The sequence below is a fragment of the Clostridia bacterium genome (assembly GCA_028698525.1).
Lineage (GTDB): Bacteria > Bacillota > Clostridia > JAQVDB01 > JAQVDB01 > JAQVDB01.
In genome coordinates, this window is sequence record JAQVDB010000005.1 from 1 (window position 1) to 19,354 (window position 19,354).

19 protein-coding genes are annotated in these 19,354 nt (G+C 32.5%); all 19 read right to left on the reverse strand.

The window, feature by feature from the left end; all coding sequences use genetic code 11:
* Window positions 1–156: 156 nt before the first annotated feature.
* Window positions 157–1,479: a pyrimidine-nucleoside phosphorylase gene (locus PHP06_01165; protein ID MDD3839169.1), complete on the reverse strand. Its 1,323-nt coding sequence runs from the start codon at window positions 1,477–1,479 to the stop codon at window positions 157–159.
* A 37-nt stretch (window positions 1,480–1,516) separates the two neighbouring features.
* Complete coding sequence (locus tag PHP06_01170) at window positions 1,517–2,341, reverse strand: purine-nucleoside phosphorylase (protein MDD3839170.1); 825 nt, start codon at window positions 2,339–2,341, stop codon at window positions 1,517–1,519.
* Between the two features lie 9 nt (window positions 2,342–2,350).
* Window positions 2,351–3,529 carry a phosphopentomutase gene (locus PHP06_01175; GenBank protein ID MDD3839171.1) on the reverse strand — a complete coding sequence of 393 codons (1,179 nt, stop codon included), beginning with the start codon at window positions 3,527–3,529 and terminating at the stop codon, window positions 2,351–2,353.
* Between the two features lie 48 nt (window positions 3,530–3,577).
* Window positions 3,578–4,462, reverse strand: a complete 885-nt coding sequence (gene xerD / locus PHP06_01180) for a site-specific tyrosine recombinase XerD (protein ID MDD3839172.1) — start codon at window positions 4,460–4,462, stop codon at window positions 3,578–3,580.
* Between the two features lie 154 nt (window positions 4,463–4,616).
* Window positions 4,617–5,246, reverse strand: a complete 630-nt coding sequence (gene spoIIM, locus PHP06_01185) for a stage II sporulation protein M (protein MDD3839173.1) — start codon at window positions 5,244–5,246, stop codon at window positions 4,617–4,619.
* A 79-nt stretch (window positions 5,247–5,325) separates the two neighbouring features.
* Complete coding sequence (locus PHP06_01190; protein MDD3839174.1) at window positions 5,326–5,871, reverse strand: NUDIX hydrolase; 546 nt, start codon at window positions 5,869–5,871, stop codon at window positions 5,326–5,328.
* A gap of 25 nt (window positions 5,872–5,896) precedes the next feature.
* Window positions 5,897–6,970 carry a DUF3866 family protein gene (locus PHP06_01195; protein ID MDD3839175.1) on the reverse strand — a complete coding sequence of 358 codons (1,074 nt, stop codon included), beginning with the start codon at window positions 6,968–6,970 and terminating at the stop codon, window positions 5,897–5,899.
* Window positions 6,971–7,206: 236 nt separating this feature from the next.
* Entirely contained in the window at window positions 7,207–7,314 is a 108-nt protein-coding gene (locus PHP06_01200; protein ID MDD3839176.1) for a MetS family NSS transporter small subunit, read from the reverse strand.
* Entirely contained in the window at window positions 7,315–8,850 is a 1,536-nt protein-coding gene (locus PHP06_01205) for a sodium-dependent transporter (protein MDD3839177.1), read from the reverse strand.
* Between the two features lie 217 nt (window positions 8,851–9,067).
* A complete protein-coding gene (locus tag PHP06_01210) occupies window positions 9,068–9,691 on the reverse strand; it encodes a hypothetical protein (GenBank protein ID MDD3839178.1) in 624 nt (207 codons plus the stop codon).
* A gap of 201 nt (window positions 9,692–9,892) precedes the next feature.
* The gene (locus PHP06_01215; protein MDD3839179.1) at window positions 9,893–10,585 is read right to left on the reverse strand and encodes a glycosyltransferase family 2 protein; all 693 of its coding nucleotides are present in this window, start codon (window positions 10,583–10,585) and stop codon (window positions 9,893–9,895) included.
* Window positions 10,585–11,463, reverse strand: coding sequence for a copper transporter (locus PHP06_01220; GenBank protein ID MDD3839180.1), 879 nt, complete (start codon window positions 11,461–11,463; stop codon window positions 10,585–10,587). Before PHP06_01220 ends, PHP06_01215 begins: the two co-directional genes overlap by 1 nt.
* Before the next feature lie 8 nt (window positions 11,464–11,471).
* Window positions 11,472–12,596: a putative cytokinetic ring protein SteA gene (steA, locus tag PHP06_01225; protein MDD3839181.1), complete on the reverse strand. Its 1,125-nt coding sequence runs from the start codon at window positions 12,594–12,596 to the stop codon at window positions 11,472–11,474.
* A gap of 367 nt (window positions 12,597–12,963) precedes the next feature.
* Window positions 12,964–13,752 carry a sporulation transcription factor Spo0A gene (gene spo0A / locus PHP06_01230; GenBank protein ID MDD3839182.1) on the reverse strand — a complete coding sequence of 263 codons (789 nt, stop codon included), beginning with the start codon at window positions 13,750–13,752 and terminating at the stop codon, window positions 12,964–12,966.
* A 123-nt stretch (window positions 13,753–13,875) separates the two neighbouring features.
* On the reverse strand, window positions 13,876–15,183 hold the full coding sequence (gene spoIVB / locus PHP06_01235; GenBank protein ID MDD3839183.1) for a SpoIVB peptidase: 1,308 nt from the start codon (window positions 15,181–15,183) through the stop codon (window positions 13,876–13,878).
* A 168-nt stretch (window positions 15,184–15,351) separates the two neighbouring features.
* Window positions 15,352–17,082 (reverse strand): DNA repair protein RecN, encoded by a 1,731-nt coding sequence (recN, locus tag PHP06_01240; protein MDD3839184.1) that lies wholly within the window; start codon window positions 17,080–17,082, stop codon window positions 15,352–15,354.
* A 24-nt stretch (window positions 17,083–17,106) separates the two neighbouring features.
* Window positions 17,107–17,556: an arginine repressor gene (locus PHP06_01245; GenBank protein MDD3839185.1), complete on the reverse strand. Its 450-nt coding sequence runs from the start codon at window positions 17,554–17,556 to the stop codon at window positions 17,107–17,109.
* An 11-nt stretch (window positions 17,557–17,567) separates the two neighbouring features.
* Window positions 17,568–18,455, reverse strand: a complete 888-nt coding sequence (locus tag PHP06_01250) for an NAD(+)/NADH kinase (GenBank protein MDD3839186.1) — start codon at window positions 18,453–18,455, stop codon at window positions 17,568–17,570.
* Window positions 18,456–18,517: 62 nt separating this feature from the next.
* A complete protein-coding gene (locus PHP06_01255) occupies window positions 18,518–19,342 on the reverse strand; it encodes a TlyA family RNA methyltransferase (protein ID MDD3839187.1) in 825 nt (274 codons plus the stop codon).
* Window positions 19,343–19,354 lie beyond the last annotated feature (12 nt).

Sequence of the window (19,354 nt, forward strand, 5' to 3'; positions counted from 1 at the left end):
GATTTAGATTCCAGCTCAATTTCTTGAGCTGACGCAAAACAATTGATGTTAAATAAAAAAATAGTCAAAAGAAAAAACACAAATATTTTCCTTGTTTTTTCCATACACATCCTCCTTAATACTATATATTTTTAGACTATCCATAATCGGAGGATGTTATTCAATTACTTTATATCCGTGTTCATCTACCAAACCATAAATTAATTTGGTAGGTACTGGCTTAATATTATCTATTCTTATGCAATTGATAATTGAATTTATCGCATTTTCTGCCTTGGCTTTGTCGTTTGAGTATACATTTCCTAATATATCTCCTTGTTTTATACAATCGCCTACCTTTTTATTTAAAACCAAACCAACTGAGTAATTTATAGGATCTTCCTTTTTATCCCTGCCTGCACCTAAACTTTTTACACTCATTCCTATTCCATATGTATCAATGGTATGTATATAACCACTTTTATTTGATATTATTGGCACTATGTGATCAGCTGATTGGGCGCGAAAATTATCTATGTCAATATGGCCTCCTTGAGAACAAACAAACTGTTCGAATTTTTTTATAGCACTTCCTTGTTTTACTGCGTTTTTTACCATTATCTTTGCCTCTGTAAGGCTCTTTGAAACACCTGATAATAAAAGCATGTATGCACTGATTATGGTACATAACCTGTTTAAATCATCAGGTCCCTCTCCAACCAGGGTATCTATTGCTTCTGCCACTTCAACAGAATTGCCGATAGCTTTGCCAAGGGGCTGGTTCATATCTGTAATCAATGCTATTGTGGGTTTTCCGTTAGCTTGGCCTATCTCTACCATTATTTCTGCAAGTTCTATCGCCTCATCAAGCTTTTTCATAAAAGCTCCGTTACCTACTTTTACGTCCAACAATATAGCATCTGAACCAGATGCTAGCTTTTTGCTCATTATACTGCTAGCAATCAAAGGTAGGCTATCAACTGTAGCGGTAACATCCCTCAAAGCATATAATTTTTTGTCAGCAGGTGCTATATCCTGACTTTGGCTTATTATGCTGATTTTATTTTTATTTACATTTTTGATAAAGTCTTCTTTGGATAAATTCACCTTAAATCCATCTATTGATTCAAGCTTATCTATAGTACCACCTGTATGTCCCAAACTTCTGCCTGACATCTTTGCAAAAGGGATACCACAGGAGGCAACTATAGGGCCTACTATAAGGGTAGTCTTGTCTCCCACGCCACCTGTACTGTGTTTATCCACCTTCACACCTTGTATACATGATAAATCAATTATTTCCCCTGATTTAGCCATTGAATATGTTAAGTCTATAGTTTCTTTTTTGCTGAGCCCGTTTAGAAATATGGCCATCAACAAAGAGGCAGCTTGATAGTCAGGTATAGCTCCTTTTATATAGTTGTCAACAAAATATTCAATCTCTTTTGTAGTTAGTTTTTTTCCTTCTCTTTTATTTAGAATAATATCATACATTCTCATTATAGTCTTACCTCCTGAATTATGCAGGTTTCTCTTCCTAATATCTAATATCTAGGTTATTTACAACGGCCTTTATAAGACCGATGAAATCATCTTTCGCACGATCAGCAGTATCTAAAACTTCTTGGTGACTTAAAGGTTTATCCAATATCCCTGCAGCCATATTTGTAATGCATGAAATACCCAAAACTTTTATTCCACAGTGTGCACAAACAATTACTTCCGGAACCGTGGACATACCTACTGCGTCTGCCCCTATACAAGACAGCATCTTTATTTCTGCCGGTGTTTCATAGCTTGGCCCGCTCATTGCAGCATATATACCACTTTTTATATTTAGGCCGATTTTGTCTGCACATTTTTTTGCCATAGATATAAGTTCTCTATCATATGTGTTGCAAAGATCGGGAAATCTTGGACCAAACTGATCCATGTTTTTACCTAGCAAGGGGTTGGTTCCCATTAAATTTATATGATCCTTGATTATCATCAGATCTCCCGGCTTAAATGCTCTGTTTATCCCTCCTGCGGCATTGGTTATTATGACGATTTTAATGCCCAATTTTCTCATTAGTCTTATGGGAAAAGTTATATCTTTCATGCTATGCCCTTCATAATAATGCAATCTTCCGTTCATTACCATAAGATATTTATCATATAATTCCCCAAAAATAAACTGGCCTTTATGTCCTTCTACAGTTGCTTTTGCAAAGCCGGGTATATCACTAAAATCAATAGTCACATCAGATTTTGTTTGCCTGGACAGTTCCCCCAGACCTGAACCTAATATAATGGCTACTTTAGGGGGTTTGTCAATCCTTTGTTTGATATAATTGTAAGCCCTGTCATACATTTCTCTCATCCTCCTGATTTATTTTAAGGACGGTAATATCATATTTGCAAAGCTTTCTCCTACAGAAAGCTTTTTAACACCTAGAAGGGAACAAATAGTCTGTCCTATATCGGAAAAAGTGTTTCGAGTTTTTAAATCTACGCCCTTTTTGATTTTATGTCCATATCCCAACAAAAAAGAATACTCTCTTGAGTGGTCTGTACTATCAGTTGTAGGATCACAGCCATGATCGCTGGTTAATATAAGAATATCATCATCATTCATATTATTTATTATCTTGGGCAATTTTCTATCAAACTCTTCTATCGCCCGAGCATAACCCTCCACATCATTTCTATGTCCATACTTCATATCAAAGTCAACCAAGTTTGTAAATATAAGCCCTTCAAAATTCATTTTTATATATTCTATTGTCTTATCTATTCCATCTGAATTATCTTTACTATGCACAGCTTCAGTTATCCCTTTTTTATTAAATATATCCTCTATTTTGCCTACCCCGACAACTTTTTTATCAGATTCTTTGATAAAATCAAGCATTGTAGGCGAAGGAGGCGACAGAGAGAAATCTTTTCTTCTATTAGTTCTAATAAAGCTGCCGGGTTCTCCTATAAATGGCCGTGCTATAACTCGGGCCACACCATGTTTCCCAACAAGAATATTTCTGGCAGTGCTGCAGATGTTATATAATTCATCAATATTTATTACCTGCTCATGTGCTGCAATCTGAAATACGCTATCGGCAGAGGTATAAATGATAGGATACCCTGTTTTAATATGCTCCTGGCCCAGTTCCTCTATTATTTGAGTGCCAGAAGCAGGTTTATTGCCCAATATTTTATAACCTGTCTGTTGGATGAATGTCTCTATGATTTCATTTGGAAATCCTTCAGGGTATGTTGGAAATGGTTTATCCACTATTATCCCCGCAATCTCCCAATGTCCAGTTGTAGTATCTTTACCTGCAGACTTTTCCTTACATCTTCCAAAAAATCCAGCAGGATTTTTTTCTTCTGGAAGATAATCTATCCCTTCTATATTTGAAATACCTAATTTAGACATATTATCTATATTTAAATATCCACGTTTTTTTATAATGTTTTTCAAAGTATTGCTTCCAGCATCTCCATAAAGATATGCATCAGGCAATTCACCTATTCCTAAACTATCAAGAACAATCAAAATTACACGTTTAATCATGTCGCCTGTCATTCCTTTCTTGCAGTAAAAATAATAAAAGGGCTATCATGCCCTTGGATGTGCGTTTTTATATACTCTTTTAATATCGCTATCAGTTACTTGGGTGTATATCTGAGTAGTTGATATATCAGAATGTCCAAGCATCTTTTGTACTGATTCTAGATCAGCACCATTATTTAAAAGATGTATTGCAAATGAATGTCTCAATGTATGGGGTGTTATTGTTTTTTTTATATTCGCTTTCTTGGTATAATATTTAACTATTTTCCAGAAACCCTGCCGTGAAAGCTGTCCTCCCTGGCAGTTTAAAAAGATATTATCAATTTCATTATTTTTGTTCAGCTTGTCCCTTGATTGTTCTAAATAAAGTTTCATGTATTTCAAAGATACCGATCCTACGGGAATTACCCTTTCTTTGTTGCGATTTATGCATTTTATGTATCCCAGATTTAAATTTAATTGATCCATCTTCAATTCCACTAGCTCTGATACTCTTATTCCGGTAGCATATAATAACTCTAACATAGCTTTGTCCCTAATACCCTTTGCATCAACACATTTAGGTTGATCTAACAGTAATTCTACCTCTTTTTTGGTTAAAACTTCAGGAGGTTTTTTCTCTATTTTAGGCACCGGTAAATTGCCACAGGGATCAGAGTCAATATACCTTTTTTCATTCAAAAATTTGAAGAATACCCTTATAGTCGATATCTTTCTTGATATTGTAGAAGCAGCCTGTTTGTTCTTTTGTAGTTGCAGTACATACGAAATTATGGTGGTTTTATTTGCATCTAATACATTTGTTAAATTATTTTCACATAAAAAATCAAAAAATTGTTTTATGTCCCTGCTATACGAGTCAAGAGTATTATCAGAAAGTTGTTTATCATTTTTTAAATGCTCTTCGAACTCTTCAATAAAACTATGCATATATATAACTCCTTTTTAATATGTTATATGCTACCAGTATATAATGATTATATTCAACATTTTTTATAATTTTCCTTTTAAATAATTAAAATTATTATTTGTTATTTAGTATTAACAAGTTTTGCTAAAAAAAACATTAAATATTAATTAAAAGTTAAAAAGACATCCATTTTATCAAAAACGGAGCGATATAAGATTCCATAATACAACCTAAAAGAAAGATTATAGATAAAATAAAAAACACTAATATATATAATAAAAATTGGCGTTTTAATAATTGTTTATCCACCCATTTTCCCTTCTTCTTAATACGCAAAATAAATAAAGAATAGCTTATTGCCATTACTCCCATGACTATTGTAGCAGGAACAAATATAATATTTTGAGGAAGTATTGATAAAAGAACAAATACAATCCCTTTAAAATTCATCTGATTGATTAAAAAACCTACAGTAAATCCTATAATAAAGCCTTTTATTCCTACCACTATCAATATAGCCGGTATCCCAATGATTGTTATGCCTAAAATCCATATCAATCCCAGAGACTGAAAGTTATTGATTAAAGAACGTTTGAAAATAATATTATTATCCAGGCTGTCATCATCCAATATTGTACTAGAACTTTTAAGGAAATCTGAAAGTTCTTCTTTTTGCTCACTGCTGATAGAACCTACTGTATAGGCACCAGCAGATATGCCTGCAACAAAGCAGAAAAATACTATGATATATATCATTAAATGATTGCTTATGTGTTCTACTATAAAGGTTTTTAAACGAGACATATAGCTTACTTCCTCCTCTGAGTATACCCCTTTAAATATTTATGCTGGGGGAATAGTATATATGTCTTGTCTTTTCTTTTTAAAAGTTATTGCCTGGTAAATAATGCCTTGCTAATAGTATGCAATTAATAGTTTTACTATCCATTATCAGGTTTTGTTCTATCATCTCCATTACTTTATTAAATGGAATTTTTACAACCTCCAAGAATTCATCATCATCAGAATTTGCCCTTCCTTTTTTTAGACCTGTTGCAATAAATAAATGAATTACCTCATCTGAAAATCCTGGAGTAGTATAAATACTTGAAAGATTTATCAGTTTTTCGGCGGTTAATCCTGTCTCCTCTTCCAATTCTCTTTCTGCACATTCTTCTGGAAGCTCATCTTCATCAAGTTTTCCTGCCGGGACCTCCAAAAGTACTCTTTCTATAGGTTTTCTGTATTGCTTTACCATTATCAATTCATTTTTATCAGTTAACGGCAAGATAGCTACTGCACCAGGATGGTTAACTATCTCTCTAGTTGATTTTTTACCATCCGGCAATAATACTGTATCTACCTTCAGCTTTATGATTTTCCCATCAAATATCTTTTTTGAATCTATTGTTTTCTCATATAGTTCCATTTGTTCGCCCCCTATTCAATGTTCCTTATATTATATCACTTATCAGCCGAGCCATACTGCCTGCAGACATAAAAAATTCGGGCTCTTGGTTAAAATTTCGCCCCATAGTAGTTACTTCTAGCTCGAATGATTTTAGTGCATTCTTTACTATACTTCCGTCTCGAAAAATAATGTTATGTTTTTTATGAATAGCATATTTTTTGATTTGATTTAAAATATAATTCATTTTTTCTTTTTTCATAAGTGGGAAACATACCGTTGATGGATTGATGCATAGCTCATAAAGTACTATTATTGAATGGTGGCTGATCCCTAAATGGCGTATCCTTGAATCTGAAAAGCCTATTCTAGGAATTGTAAATGTATTCCCTCCTATAGCAGTGGCTGCATCAATGATTATTGCTTGTTCTACAGCTGTATGTCCATATCTAGTATTACTTCCTACTATACCCGGTCCCATAGCAATAATAGTGACATCTGCACTGGCTATATATTTTGCAGCTATCAATGCAGTATAGATATTAATAGTTTCAAAATCGCCGCCAAATGCATTGCCATAGGTTATAGTATGATCAATCAATCCCTTACTTTTAAGTTGTCTTACAGTATTGCTAAAGCTCAATGGTAAGCATCCACCTTCCGTCATAATATATGATATCTTTACATTCATCCCCTTTATGTATTTCAAGGCTGCAGCAAAAGGTGCAATACTGCTATGAAGTGGGGCTATTATACAGGGCATCTTGTTTAGAGATTTAAACTTATTAAAAATATCATTGTACTGATGGTTTTTTTCTTCTACAGTTAAACAGCTAAATTGTATGGGAGTATATCGCATCTTCATTATATGACCATCATATCTCTGTTTTATCATATTTGTTGATTGGCCATTTAATACAAAATCGTAGCCGCCTGTTCCCAACCCCAATGATACAGCCGTATTGTTTAAAAATACTTTTTCATTTTTTTCTAGTCTACCTGTAATATTGACATAATTTATAGCTTTATTGGTGCTGCCTTCAACATCCACTAGTATTACTTGGATATTATCATGTTCAGTCATTATCTCTTTTACAATCCCTTGTTTTATAACTATCATAATTACTATCCTTTGCCTTTCATAAACGAAATATTTATAAGCATTTCATTTAATTTGCTGTTAGTTATTTTTACTTAAATCTTTTTTTACCGATACAGCCCCTACGATAAATGTTAGGAAATAACTTGGCATATATATGTTAATTTATACATATACGGTTAATTTTATACATACTTAAAATAAAAGCTCATTTTGGTTTTTAAACCAAAATGAGCTTTTATAAGGGCTTTTATATATTACTTTTTATTTCTTCCATTTTTGATAGCTATATTCAAACAATATCCTAATCCTCCATAGAGAACTACACAGCCAAACAAGAGCATTATCCAAGCACTGATAGGCATTTACTTCACCTCCCGAGCATTCCCTTGAGAAACATAAGTTGCCTCGTCTCTCCACTTTACATTTGAAAAAACAAATGAAAGCACAATTATTGCAATTATTACAGCATATCCTAATACTGCAACAAGCCCTCTGGAATAATCGGGAGCACCGTAAGGTGCAATTATCTCATCTCTTATTTTTTGCACAAACATATATAATAATATCAAAGGAGTGATAAATTTAATAGATACGTCCCACCATTTACCTACCCTGAAATCAGATATAGAATTTACATGATCTTTGATCACCTGTGCCTTCATCATGTATCCTAAAACTATCGCTTCTAGCATCCCAACAGCAACAAGTCCAAAATTATTCAAGAAATTGTCTACTATATCCAGTATATATAAGCCACTACCTGTTGCAAAGATCATGCTTATCAATAGCCCTAGTCCGCTTACAATTGTAACAGCCTTTCTCCTAGGCATTTCAAATTTATCTATCAAAGAAGAGGTAAAAGCTTCCACCAAAGATATACTGGAAGAAAGACCTGCCAATATCAGACAAAGGAAGAATACTATCCCGACAAATTCAGCCATGGGCATAAGACTTATCGCTTTTGGAAACACAATAAAAGCAAGTCCAATTCCACTCTTTGCAACTTCATCTATCGGCACCCCTAGCTGACCAGCCATATAACCTAATATACCGAATACTCCAAGTCCCAATAAGAAACTAAACCCGCAATTCGCAAAGCTGGTTATAAATGCACTGTTTACGATATCAGTCTTCTTAGGAAGATAGCTTGAATAAGTTATCATAATAGCCATGCCTAGTGACAGAGTAAAAAATATCTGGCCATAAGCTGCCATCCAAACCTTGTAATCCTTTAATGCAGCAAAATTCGGAGTTAAATAATGCTTGATCCCTTCTATTGAACCTTCAAGGGTTATACCTCTTATAACGATTATCACACAAATTATTGCAAGTATTGGCATGAATATTTTGCTTGCCTTTTCTATTCCCGATTTTACCCCACTCATAACAATCACATAATTTAAAACCCAAACTATTATTATAGGTATAAGCACATTTAAGCTAAATCCTCCGAATACAAATCCTTCTGATATATCTGTTATACCTAGATATGAATTATAAAAAAATGTTTCAGGATTTTCTCCCCAGCCTAAATTAAATGAATAAGCAAAATAACTGACACCCCATGCAACAATAACCACATAATAAACAACAATAGCAAAAGAAATAATAGAAGAAAACCATCCTAGCCATTCCCACTTTTTATCGAATCTAGCAAATGATAAAGGTGCCGATCCACGCATCTTATGTCCAAACCCAAATTCTAAAATCAACAAAGGAATGCCTGCCGTCAGCAGTGCAAAAAAGTAAGGTATAAGAAATGCACCACCACCATTAGCATAAGCCATATAGCTAAACCGCCATATGTTTCCCAGCCCAATTGCCGATCCTATGGCTGCAAGTATAAAACCAACCTTGCTGCCCCATTGGTCACGGGCCTTTTGATTTAAATCAGCCATTAACCATACCTCCTATCAAATATTTAACCGAATTTATATAGATATTTAATTCTTTGAAATACCGATAATGTTATGTACATGGTAATTTAAAGAACGTTATATTCTTATGCTTATTAATATGCCTATAATGTATATTTATAAGTATAGAAAGGGTATATAAATTCGGCCTGTAAAAAGTATAGTTTGAATAATATCATACAATATTGTTCATGTCAATTTAATTTTGCCTAATACTGCCTATTTTGTCTATAAAGCTCAATACCCTATGATGATTGATTATATCAGTTATAGAATATCTTTCAGCTACAATATGTATAATTATTAAAAATATCAGATATGTAATTTTTGTTAAAAAGTCAAAATGTGATATGCTGAAAAACCCCAATATAAATCCCAATATATTTGAACCTGTATCTCCCATCATGCAATATGATTTTACATCATAATTTCCATATACACCTAACATACAAATTAATGGCGTTGCTAAATACAAAAGTGATATTTCTATCAGTAAAAATATAGTGCATAAAAAAAGTACAACTTTTACCGCTCTACCAGGTCTAACATCAAATATATTTATTAAATTTGTAGATAGACAAATCACTAATATGTTCAATATTAAATCTATATAACCCTTTGATAAAGTACTAGATATAATTATGGATATTAATAAACAAATAATTGCCTTGAATGTCCCAGTTGTAAAGTCTCCTTTTATAAACTTACTGAAATGACCCCTTAACCCTGTAGTCCTCCTGTTTCCTACAAGATCATCAACAATACCTACAAATCCCATTGAGCAAATCCCAATAATTAAAGGGATACTATTTTCAACGTTCATTTCTATAAACCATGCTAAATACATGTATAAACATAAAAGAATGGGGACAAAGGATATACCCATAATATTTATAACTTTCATGTTATCGAAATTATAAGAATATAATTTATATCCGTGCAGCATATTGAAAAATATGGATATAAAGAATGTTGATGTTGTTATGCAAAAAAGGACATAAATCAATATATAAAACAATTATAATTACTCCCTTTCAAGTTTCTTTAGCATGTTTTTATTTTTGAAAATAAATCTGTTTATATCAAAAAACTGTCTAAATCTATGAATAAAACCTCTTATATCTTTTTTAGTAATATCATGATACATATCAACATCTACAGATAAAACTCTATATCCTTTTTTTATGAGTTCTATAGTCATTCCCAATTCAAGTCCAAATCCCGTATCTATCATTTTAATATCGTTTATTACTTCTTTTTTGAATGCCCTTTGTCCAGACAATACATCATTAAATTCTTTACCTGTATATTTTTTTACATAGTATCTTGCAGCACTTTTAACTATACCAAAACCACCACCCTTATTTTTAGGAAAACTTGCTATAGTCACATCTGCATCATTATTAATTAGGGGATAAACCAATTTTTCTATTTCTTTTGCACTTTGGCCTATATCTGCATCCAAAAAAATTATAATATCTGAGTCAACTATCTCCAGACCCTTTTTTATTGCATCTCCTTTTCCCTTGTTTTCTTTTGTTCTGATAGTCCTTGCACCAGTTTGTCTGCTTAATGCATAAGTATTATCTTTAGAACCGTCATCTATGACTATTACTTCATCCATAATTTTCAGCGAAAATATTGCATGCAATGTATCTTCTATATGATTCTGTTCATTGTATGCAGGAATTATAACTCCCAATTTTTTATTTCCTATCAATTTTCCTGCTCCTCCTCAAGTTTTTTTAAGTCAATCAATGTTTCCGGCATCATAGCATCTGCATAATCTTTGCATCCAAAATTTCCTTTAGCACCGGCTAAAATTTCTATAAGTGAAATATTGCCAGTTATCTCATCTACATTATCAATTGTGGAAATTCTTTGTTTTTTGAATAGATTCATAGTTGTATTTTTAATATCAGTCTTTTCAATAGCAACAGCTTTTACTTGGAAGTTTTTTATAGCTTTTAGCATACCATCTATAAATCTTATTGTCTTTTGGTCTTTAGCATTATCACCGCTTGCAAAAATTATATATTCACTTTTATAAAAAGGAATATTTGAAATATCTATAATATTCATAGAATCCAATTTGTTCAACAGCTGGCTATCCAGTTGCAAACATAAGTCTAATACCAATTTATCAAATATATTATTTATTCCAAGATCAGAGTTTGTAAACTCCTGGATATCTGCTTGATCAAAATCATATGAATTTATAGTTATAACTGTAGTAACTTTTGCCCCTGCTTTTTCTACGAGTTCTGAAATATCTGTATATACCCAATCACTATCCATTTCTATAATACAAATATTTTTATCTGTCAGTTTTTTGTATGTATAACTTTCAAACAACTTATTACTTAAATCATAATACATGTTTTTTTCACAGTCAGTTTCATTTAAACGTGAAAGCAGATAATTATTTTGATTTCTCAAGGTGATAAATTCCTGCTCTATTTCGCTCACAAGACTCGTTTTTTGTGATTCTAAGAATTCCCCGCTGTTCATATTCAAACCTATCAATATACCTATTCCTAGGGTAAGAAATATTACTATGACAAATATAAGATAGTATTTCAAGTTTATAAGCATTAAACCACCTACCAACCTAAAAATAATTTTAGCTTTAACTCTATAAGTTTATAAAGTGAGAATAAATTTGGTGAAAAAAATACAATCACAATAATGGGAAAAATAGCTGCTATCAACACCCCTGCTACATAGCGAAATTTGAGAGGAATCCTGTATAATTCACTGACACCTTTTGCATCTACCAGCTTTGTGCCTACCTTCAACCTTACCAATAAAGTACTAGCCATGCCTGGCCTCCCTTTTTCAAGAAAATCTATCATACTAGTATGGCTTCCAACGGTTACAATCAGCTCTGCACCTTTTTCGTAGGACAATATCATGGCTATGTCTTCACTTGTGCCGGGGAAAGAAAACACATTGCACTTCAATCCGAGAGATTGTATTCTTTTCAATCCGGGTGCCTCACCATCTATATATGCATGTACAATTATTTCTTTACATTTTTTCAATGTATTATCACTTACACTATCCATATCTCCTATAACTATATCTGGTTTATAACCGCTTTCTATTAACGCATCTGCCCCACCATCTACACCTATCGTCACAGGTTTTATTTCATCTATATAGCTTTTTATAGCCATTAGATCTTCCTTATAATTTTTTCCTCTTATAACCACCAGCACATGTCTTCCATATATATTAGTTTTTATATTAGGAACTTCTATCTCATCTATAAAGAAATCTTTTTCAAGTTTTGCATACTTTAAAGTATTATCAATAAATTTGTTTAATTCATTTTTTACATTTTTTCTTGATTCTAACATCTTTTTTTCAATCTGATTTTTTGTCAAAATTGTTGCTTTACACAACAATTTTCCATTAACATAAATATTATCTTCTATCAATTCAATAAAATCGCCATCTTTTATCATGTTATATTTTTCTCGACCTATTTCATCTAAAATAAATATTCCCGCATTTTCCAATAACTCACAGCCTTTGCTAGGATAGGTACCGGTTATAGACTGGGCTGCATTTATTATCAGCTTCACTTTCTTTTCAATCAAAGAATAAGCCGCTATTTCATCGATATCTGTATGATCAATGACCGCTATCTCATTTTTTTTAATTTTCTTAACTAAATTTTTAGTTTTATCATCTTTTTTTGCTTTTCCCTTTATATAAAACATTTTTTCCTCCATTTTGTATTTCTTTTCTCTATTAGTATAATTTTTCTCTATATATCAATTTTTATTCTAATTATCAGGATATAGATAAAAGCACTGATTTTAAATACGGCAATACCCTCCGTGTTCCGCAATCTAGCGCATTATATCAAATTTAGTCGCAGCTCTGGCATTATATGCTCTCTTAAAGGTTTAAATAAAATCACTGAATAGGGACTTATAGGCAAGATAAATGAGCTGCCCATAAATGGTCTTGCATATAAGTCCCGTCCAGTAGTTGTTGTTATCTTTAAAACACAGCATCACCGTCGGTAAATAAACATAGAAAAGGCTGTCAACCTAAAAGTCGACAGCCTTCAAAAATATATATTCAACTATATTTTGCATCCATTCTCAGTTTATCTGCCACCATAGCGATAAATTCACCATTAGTAGGTTTGCCTTTCTCATCATGAACGGTATAACCAAAAAGTTTATTTATAGTATCCACCCTCCCACGACTCCAAGCCACCTCTATTGCATGTCTTATCGCTCTTTCTACCCTGCTGGGAGTAGTATTGAACTTATTAGCTATAGCAGGATATAGTTCTTTGGTTATAGCACTTAAAAGTTCTACATTTTTCACTACCATATTTATTGCTTCCCTTAAATATAGATAGCCTTTTATATGAGCAGGTACCCCTATTTCATGTATCATGTTTGTTATTTCTAGTTCAAGGGATGAGCTTTCTTCTCTAGGGTTATCTTTGAAATAACTTATCTTTCTCTTTACTATGTGAGAATTTGTATTAACCATCTCTCTAATCCTTTGTACAAATATCTCCATATCAAAAGGCTTTATCATATAATAATCAGCTCCTAGGCTTATAGCCCTTTGGGTGATTTTATCCTGACCTACAGCCGATAACACAACTATTTTAGGATATGAAATAAGCTCAGATGAATTCAATTTTTCAAGCACTCCTAATCCATCAAGGTGCGGCATGATAATATCCAAAACAACTATATCAGGTTTTGTTTTCATTATAATGTTTACTGCTTCTATTCCATCATTAGCTATTCCAACAATCTCCATGTCCTCCTGTTTAACAAAATATTCTTTCATAATTTCACAAAAATCTTTGTTGTCATCTGCAATCACTACTTTAATTTTGTTCATGTTACATTATCCCCCTTTATAATTAAGAAAAAATACACATTTTAACAATTCGACAAATGGTTAAATAATCCTCCCACTAGATATGTTTTTTTACTATTTTTTATAAATTTGTTCAATAAAATTTTAACTTGCCATTTTATTTTCTGCTTCTTTCAACATCCACTCAATATATATTCCATAACCCTTGGAAGGATCATTTATAAATACGTGGGTGATTGCGCCTACAATTTTATTATCTTGTATTATTGGGCTGCCACTCATGCCCTGTACTATGCCTCCCGTTTTTTTAAGCAGCTCTTGATCTACTATCTTGATTACCATACCTTTAGACTGCTGATTGTCCTGTTTTACAGTTTTAATTATCTCAACATCAAATTCTCTCACACCAGTATCATCAATTGTGCTCAATATCTTGGCTGGACCTTCCTTTACTTCAGATTGAAGCATTATTGGAAGTGCTTTAGCATCAAGCTGGTCATAAAATTTACTGTATACACTGCCGTATATGCCATATATCGTGTTCAGTTTTATATCACCTATAGCATCCTTGCCACCGGAAAAAACCCCCTTTATTTCCCCTGGTTTACCTTTTTCACCTTGTATTATTGAAATAACCTGGGAATTAACTATCTCACCATTCTGTACAGACAATATAGAGCCTGTATCCATATCAGTAATTGCATGCCCTAAAGCCCCATAAATATTAGATTTTGGTTCATAAAAAGTTAAAGTACCAACTCCCATGGTACTATCTCTCACCCATAACCCTAATCTATATTGCTTGTCATTTGCATCCTTCGCAGGTGTTATGCTGACAAATATTCTTTTCCCTTCACGATTGATACCTAAATTTATTGGTTTTCCATCCTTTTTATTGATGATATTAGACAAATGGTCTGCATCTTTTACATCTTTTTCTTCCACCTGTTCTATCACGTCTCCCGGTAATATTCCTGCTTGTTCTGCAGGATTATATATTTTACCATCTTCAGTTTGAATATCTGATACTCCCACAACAAGCGCACCTTTAGTAAATAATGAAACACCGATTGATTGCCCACCTGGAACTAATTTTATCTCAGGTATTACATTTAGCGTTATTCTTTTTAAAGGTATTATGCCAAATATTTTAAACTCAAGGTTTACTTTTCCTTTAGAAATTGTGCTTAAATTTAATGGTTTGCTTAAATTACAATTGACTTTTTTGGTTTCATCTGGTCCATCATTTATTTTTATTATTCCAGACTTGTCCGATTCAATGCATACATTTAAGGGCAGGTTAAAATCAAAAGTATGGTGATTCCCTTCTAAAACTTTTATTTCAGAAGGTATTTGTGATATACCTTGAATTTGGGGAGAAAAATTTAATGCTACAATAATAATTGATAAAATAACACCAATAATTTTTTTATTGGTATTTTTACTCCACAAATGCCATCACACTCCTGCTATTTACAATAAAAACTAGCTTTATTAAATATCAAATACTATAATTAAGTTAACCTTTAATATATCAATTTATTCTTTATGTAAGCTATTAAATAATACCTTTTTATATGAATTTAAGTATAAAAAAAGGTTTCTGTTAAACAGAAACCTTTAAATTGCTTTTTTTAATTTTTTAGCCGTTTTTAGCATTTCTTGAGCGTGATTTAACGAAATATCTGTAATATTCTTACCTCCGAGAAGTCTAGCTATTTCTGATACAGTTTGCTTCCCGTCCAATCTGTTGACAACTGTAGATGTATCCCCGCCTTCCACTTTTTTTTGAATGAAAAAATGTATATCAGCCATTGCTGCAATAGAAGCAAGATGAGTCACGCATATAACTTGCCTTGTGCGCGAAATTTGGGCAATCTTTTCAGCTACCATCTGGCCAGTTCTTCCACTTATGCCTGTATCTATTTCATCAAAAATTAAACTGGGAATATCATCTACTGCCGCCAATACATTTTTTAATGCCAGCATTATCCTAGAAACCTCTCCTCCGGACACAATTTTAGCTAATGGCTTTACATCTTGACCAATATTGGTAGATATCATAAATTCAACTTTATCGAATCCGTACATGCTAAAATTAATTTCGCTTGGGCTTTGACCCTTATCTTTAGTTGGAGAATGAATATCAACTACAAATTGTGCACTTTGTAAACCTAAATCTTCAAGCTCATCATTTACAAGCTTTTCTAAATTTTGTGCTGTTTTTTTCCTTCTTTCTGATAACTTGGTACATGAATCAAATAGCTTTTTGCTAGAGGATTCTAATTGCAAGTTTAACTGTTCTAAACGCAATTCAGCATTTTTATAAAACTGGAGTTCTTCATATATTCTATTTCTATAATTTATTATATCTTGAATAGAATTGCCGTACTTTCTCTTCAATCTATTTATAGTATCGATTCTCTGTTCCGCTTCATTTAGTTGTTCAGGATCAAAATCAAGGTTATCCCTATATTGCCTTATATCTATGGCAATATCCTGTATCTGTAAAAGAATACTATTTAAATCTTGGTAAGTCATATTAAGACTATCATCTATTCCTACCAATTCTTGAATATCGGTGACTATATGGGATAGGATATCGATCACTGCCGGTTTTATCCCTTCTCCATTGTACAAAATAGTGTATGCTTTATTCAATTTTTCAATCATTTTTTGACTGTTTTTCATAATCTTGTATTGTTGCATCAACTCTTCTTCTTGGTCTGCTTGCAAATTTACCCTATCAATCTCTTCTATCTGATATATTAAAAAATCAATCTTTTTTTCCAGTTCACTATCATCTTTTTTAAGATCAGCAATCTTATCCTTTATAGCTTTCCATTCAATATAATTTTGCTTAACTTCTTTTTTTATGTGTTCTGATTGTTTACCGCTCAAACTATCCAATAAATGAATGTGATTGCTGGAATGTAAAAGTGATTGATGTTCATGTTGTCCGTGTATATCTATCAGGTAAGAACTTATTTCTTTTAACATGCTTAATGTAACCGGTCTTCCATTTATTCTGCATATATTTCTATCATTGGCGTTTATCTCCCTTGTAAGGACCAAAGTTTCATCAATATTTTCATTTAATCCAAATGAGTCCAATGCTTGGCTTACTTTGTTATTATATTTTATGTCAAAAAGAGCCTCCACTATACAATTGGTTTCATTTTTTTTAATAAGGTCCCTATTAGCTCTTCCACCAAGGGCCAGATTAACAGCATCTATTATTATTGATTTCCCGGCACCTGTTTCTCCCGTTAACACATTGAAACCTTCATCAAATGTAATACTTAAAGAATCAATCAAAGCAAAGTTTTTGATATTCAATTCACGGAGCATATTCATCCCCCATTAAAAATTCGATCAATCCAGTAATTTCTTAAACTTTTTTACTAAAGCTTCTGCAATTTCATTTGTTTGAACAATAACTAATATAGTATCATCACCTGCTATAGTACCTAATATTTCAGTATATTTAAAAGAATCCACTGCAGCTGCAGCTGCATGAGCAGAACCTGTTAAAGTTTTAATCACAATTAGATTGTTCACATGGTTAATGGAAATTATAGAATCTGAAAAAACTCTTATCAACTTATTAGATATGCTTTCTCCGTCCTGTTCAATATATGCATATTTATATTTTCCGCTTTCTGCTAATACTTTAGTCAACCTTAGCTCTTTGATATCTCTGGATATTGTAGCCTGAGTCACATCTATACCTATATTCCTCAATTCATCAGTCAACTCTTCTTGTGTTTCGATATCTTTTTGTTGTATTATTTCTAATATTTTGGCATGCCTATGTATCTTCATAACTCCCCCTGTTATTCTTCATATTGTTCATATTTTCTCTCAGATAACTTTTTCCTAAGAATACTATAAAAATTCTTATCTTTATATCTTACTAACTGAGTATAAATATCCGCCTTACTTACTAACACAACTTCACCCTTATTCAAGCTATATCCTTCCTGTCCATCTATAGTCACCAGGATATTTTCATAGTCCCCTACCACTTTTATCTTGACAGTTTCACTATCCGATATAACGATTGGTCTAGAATGAAGGGTGTGGGGACATATCGGTGTTATAAGCAAAGATTCCATCTTTGGGCTTATTATAGGTCCTCCGGCAGATAAAGAATAGGCAGTAGAACCGGTAGGACTTGAAACTATTAAACCGTCAGCAGGGAATGTATCAACAAAATAGTCATCTATATATGTTTTTAGAAGTATCATTCGCGATAAAGAGCCTTTCGCAACTCCTACATCATTTAACGCAAGAAAGGATGTTTTCTCCAGCGTTCCCTTCAATATTTTTGCTTTAAGCATCATTCTCTTTTCTATTATATAATTTCCCTCAAGAATTTGGCTTATCACTTCAAACATATCTTTTATTTCTATTTCTGTTAAATATCCTAACCTACCTAAATTCACTCCAAGTATAGGCGTATTGCAATGAGCAGCGCTCTTGGCCACTCTAAGCAATGTTCCATCACCACCAAGTACTATAACCATTTGACAGGCATTAAAAATTGCAGGAAAATCGATAAAGTTTAAATTTAAATCATCTTTTTGTTTTTTAAAAGTACTTGGTATATATACTTTACATCCTCTCTGACATAACCAACTTTGCAGCTTCCAAGTTATCTTTAAATTTTTATCTTTTAATTCGTTAGGTATCAATCCAATTTTATTAAAGCCTTTATTCAAAGAATACACCTCATAATCATTTTACAATTATTGCTTTAAAGGTTCAACATCATATTATAAGATTAATTCAAAACATCATGTGAGCTATCTACTATTATATCAATTTTTCCTTCGATCATGCTATATTCTGTTTTATTATTGGCTGAGTCATTAGATAAATATATCAAATATTCGATATTGCCCTTTGGCCCTTTTATAGGAGAGAATCCGATATCCATTATACATAATTTAGAATTAATTGAAAATTGAATAATATCATTTATTACTTGTTTATGAGCTACAGGATCCCTTACAACTCCATTTTTCCCTACTTTTTCTTTTCCAACCTCGAATTGCGGTTTTATAAGACAAACCATTTTCCCTTGATCATTAAGAAGATTTTTCACAACTGGAATTACTAATTTCAGTGAAATAAAAGAAACATCGATGGAAGCAAAGTCACATAATACTCCTATATCAGCTGGAACTACATTTCGTATATTTGTACGTTCCATACACACAACTCTTGGGTCATTTCTAAGGCTCCAATCAAATTGTCCATACCCAACATCTATTGAATATACGCGCGATGCCCCTTTTTTGAGCATGCAGTCTGTAAATCCTCCGGTAGAAGCACCTACATCAATGCATATTTTGCCATTTAAATCTATATCAAATTCATTTATTGCCTTTTCAAGTTTTAAGCCTCCACGACTAACAAATGGAATATCGTTCCCCTTAATGACTATTTTGTCCATATCACATATACATATATTCGTCCCAGGTTTATCCACCAACTCATTGTTGACATAGACTTGACCAGCCATTATTAAGCGTTTTGCTCGATCCCTGCTCTTAGCTAATCCTTTTTCCACAAGTACTTTATCTAGCCTGCTTTTTTTGCTCATTTTTTCACCTAA

Bases quoted from the DNA above. Each gene is read 5' to 3' on its own strand.
- PHP06_01195 (MDD3839175.1), bottom strand. From the start codon at position 6,970: ATGATAGTTATAAAACAAGGGATTGTAAAAGAGATAATGACTGAACAT.
- recN (MDD3839184.1), bottom strand. From the start codon at position 17,082: ATGCTCCGTGAATTGAATATCAAAAACTTTGCTTTGATTGATTCTTTA.
- PHP06_01245 (MDD3839185.1), bottom strand. From the start codon at position 17,556: ATGAAGATACATAGGCATGCCAAAATATTAGAAATAATACAACAAAAA.
- PHP06_01200 (MDD3839176.1), bottom strand. From the start codon at position 7,314: ATGCCTATCAGTGCTTGGATAATGCTCTTGTTTGGCTGTGTAGTTCTC.
- PHP06_01170 (MDD3839170.1), bottom strand. From the start codon at position 2,341: ATGAGAGAAATGTATGACAGGGCTTACAATTATATCAAACAAAGGATT.
- spo0A (MDD3839182.1), bottom strand. From the start codon at position 13,752: ATGAACAAAATTAAAGTAGTGATTGCAGATGACAACAAAGATTTTTGT.
- PHP06_01210 (MDD3839178.1), bottom strand. From the start codon at position 9,691: ATGAACGTTGAAAATAGTATCCCTTTAATTATTGGGATTTGCTCAATG.
- PHP06_01190 (MDD3839174.1), bottom strand. From the start codon at position 5,871: ATGGAACTATATGAGAAAACAATAGATTCAAAAAAGATATTTGATGGG.
- PHP06_01165 (MDD3839169.1), bottom strand. From the start codon at position 1,479: ATGAGAATGTATGATATTATTCTAAATAAAAGAGAAGGAAAAAAACTA.
- steA (MDD3839181.1), bottom strand. From the start codon at position 12,596: ATGTTTTATATAAAGGGAAAAGCAAAAAAAGATGATAAAACTAAAAAT.
- xerD (MDD3839172.1), bottom strand. From the start codon at position 4,462: ATGCATAGTTTTATTGAAGAGTTCGAAGAGCATTTAAAAAATGATAAA.
- PHP06_01220 (MDD3839180.1), bottom strand. From the start codon at position 11,463: ATGCTTATAAACTTGAAATACTATCTTATATTTGTCATAGTAATATTT.
- PHP06_01205 (MDD3839177.1), bottom strand. From the start codon at position 8,850: ATGGCTGATTTAAATCAAAAGGCCCGTGACCAATGGGGCAGCAAGGTT.
- spoIIM (MDD3839173.1), bottom strand. From the start codon at position 5,246: ATGTCTCGTTTAAAAACCTTTATAGTAGAACACATAAGCAATCATTTA.
- PHP06_01255 (MDD3839187.1), bottom strand. From the start codon at position 19,342: ATGAGCAAAAAAAGCAGGCTAGATAAAGTACTTGTGGAAAAAGGATTA.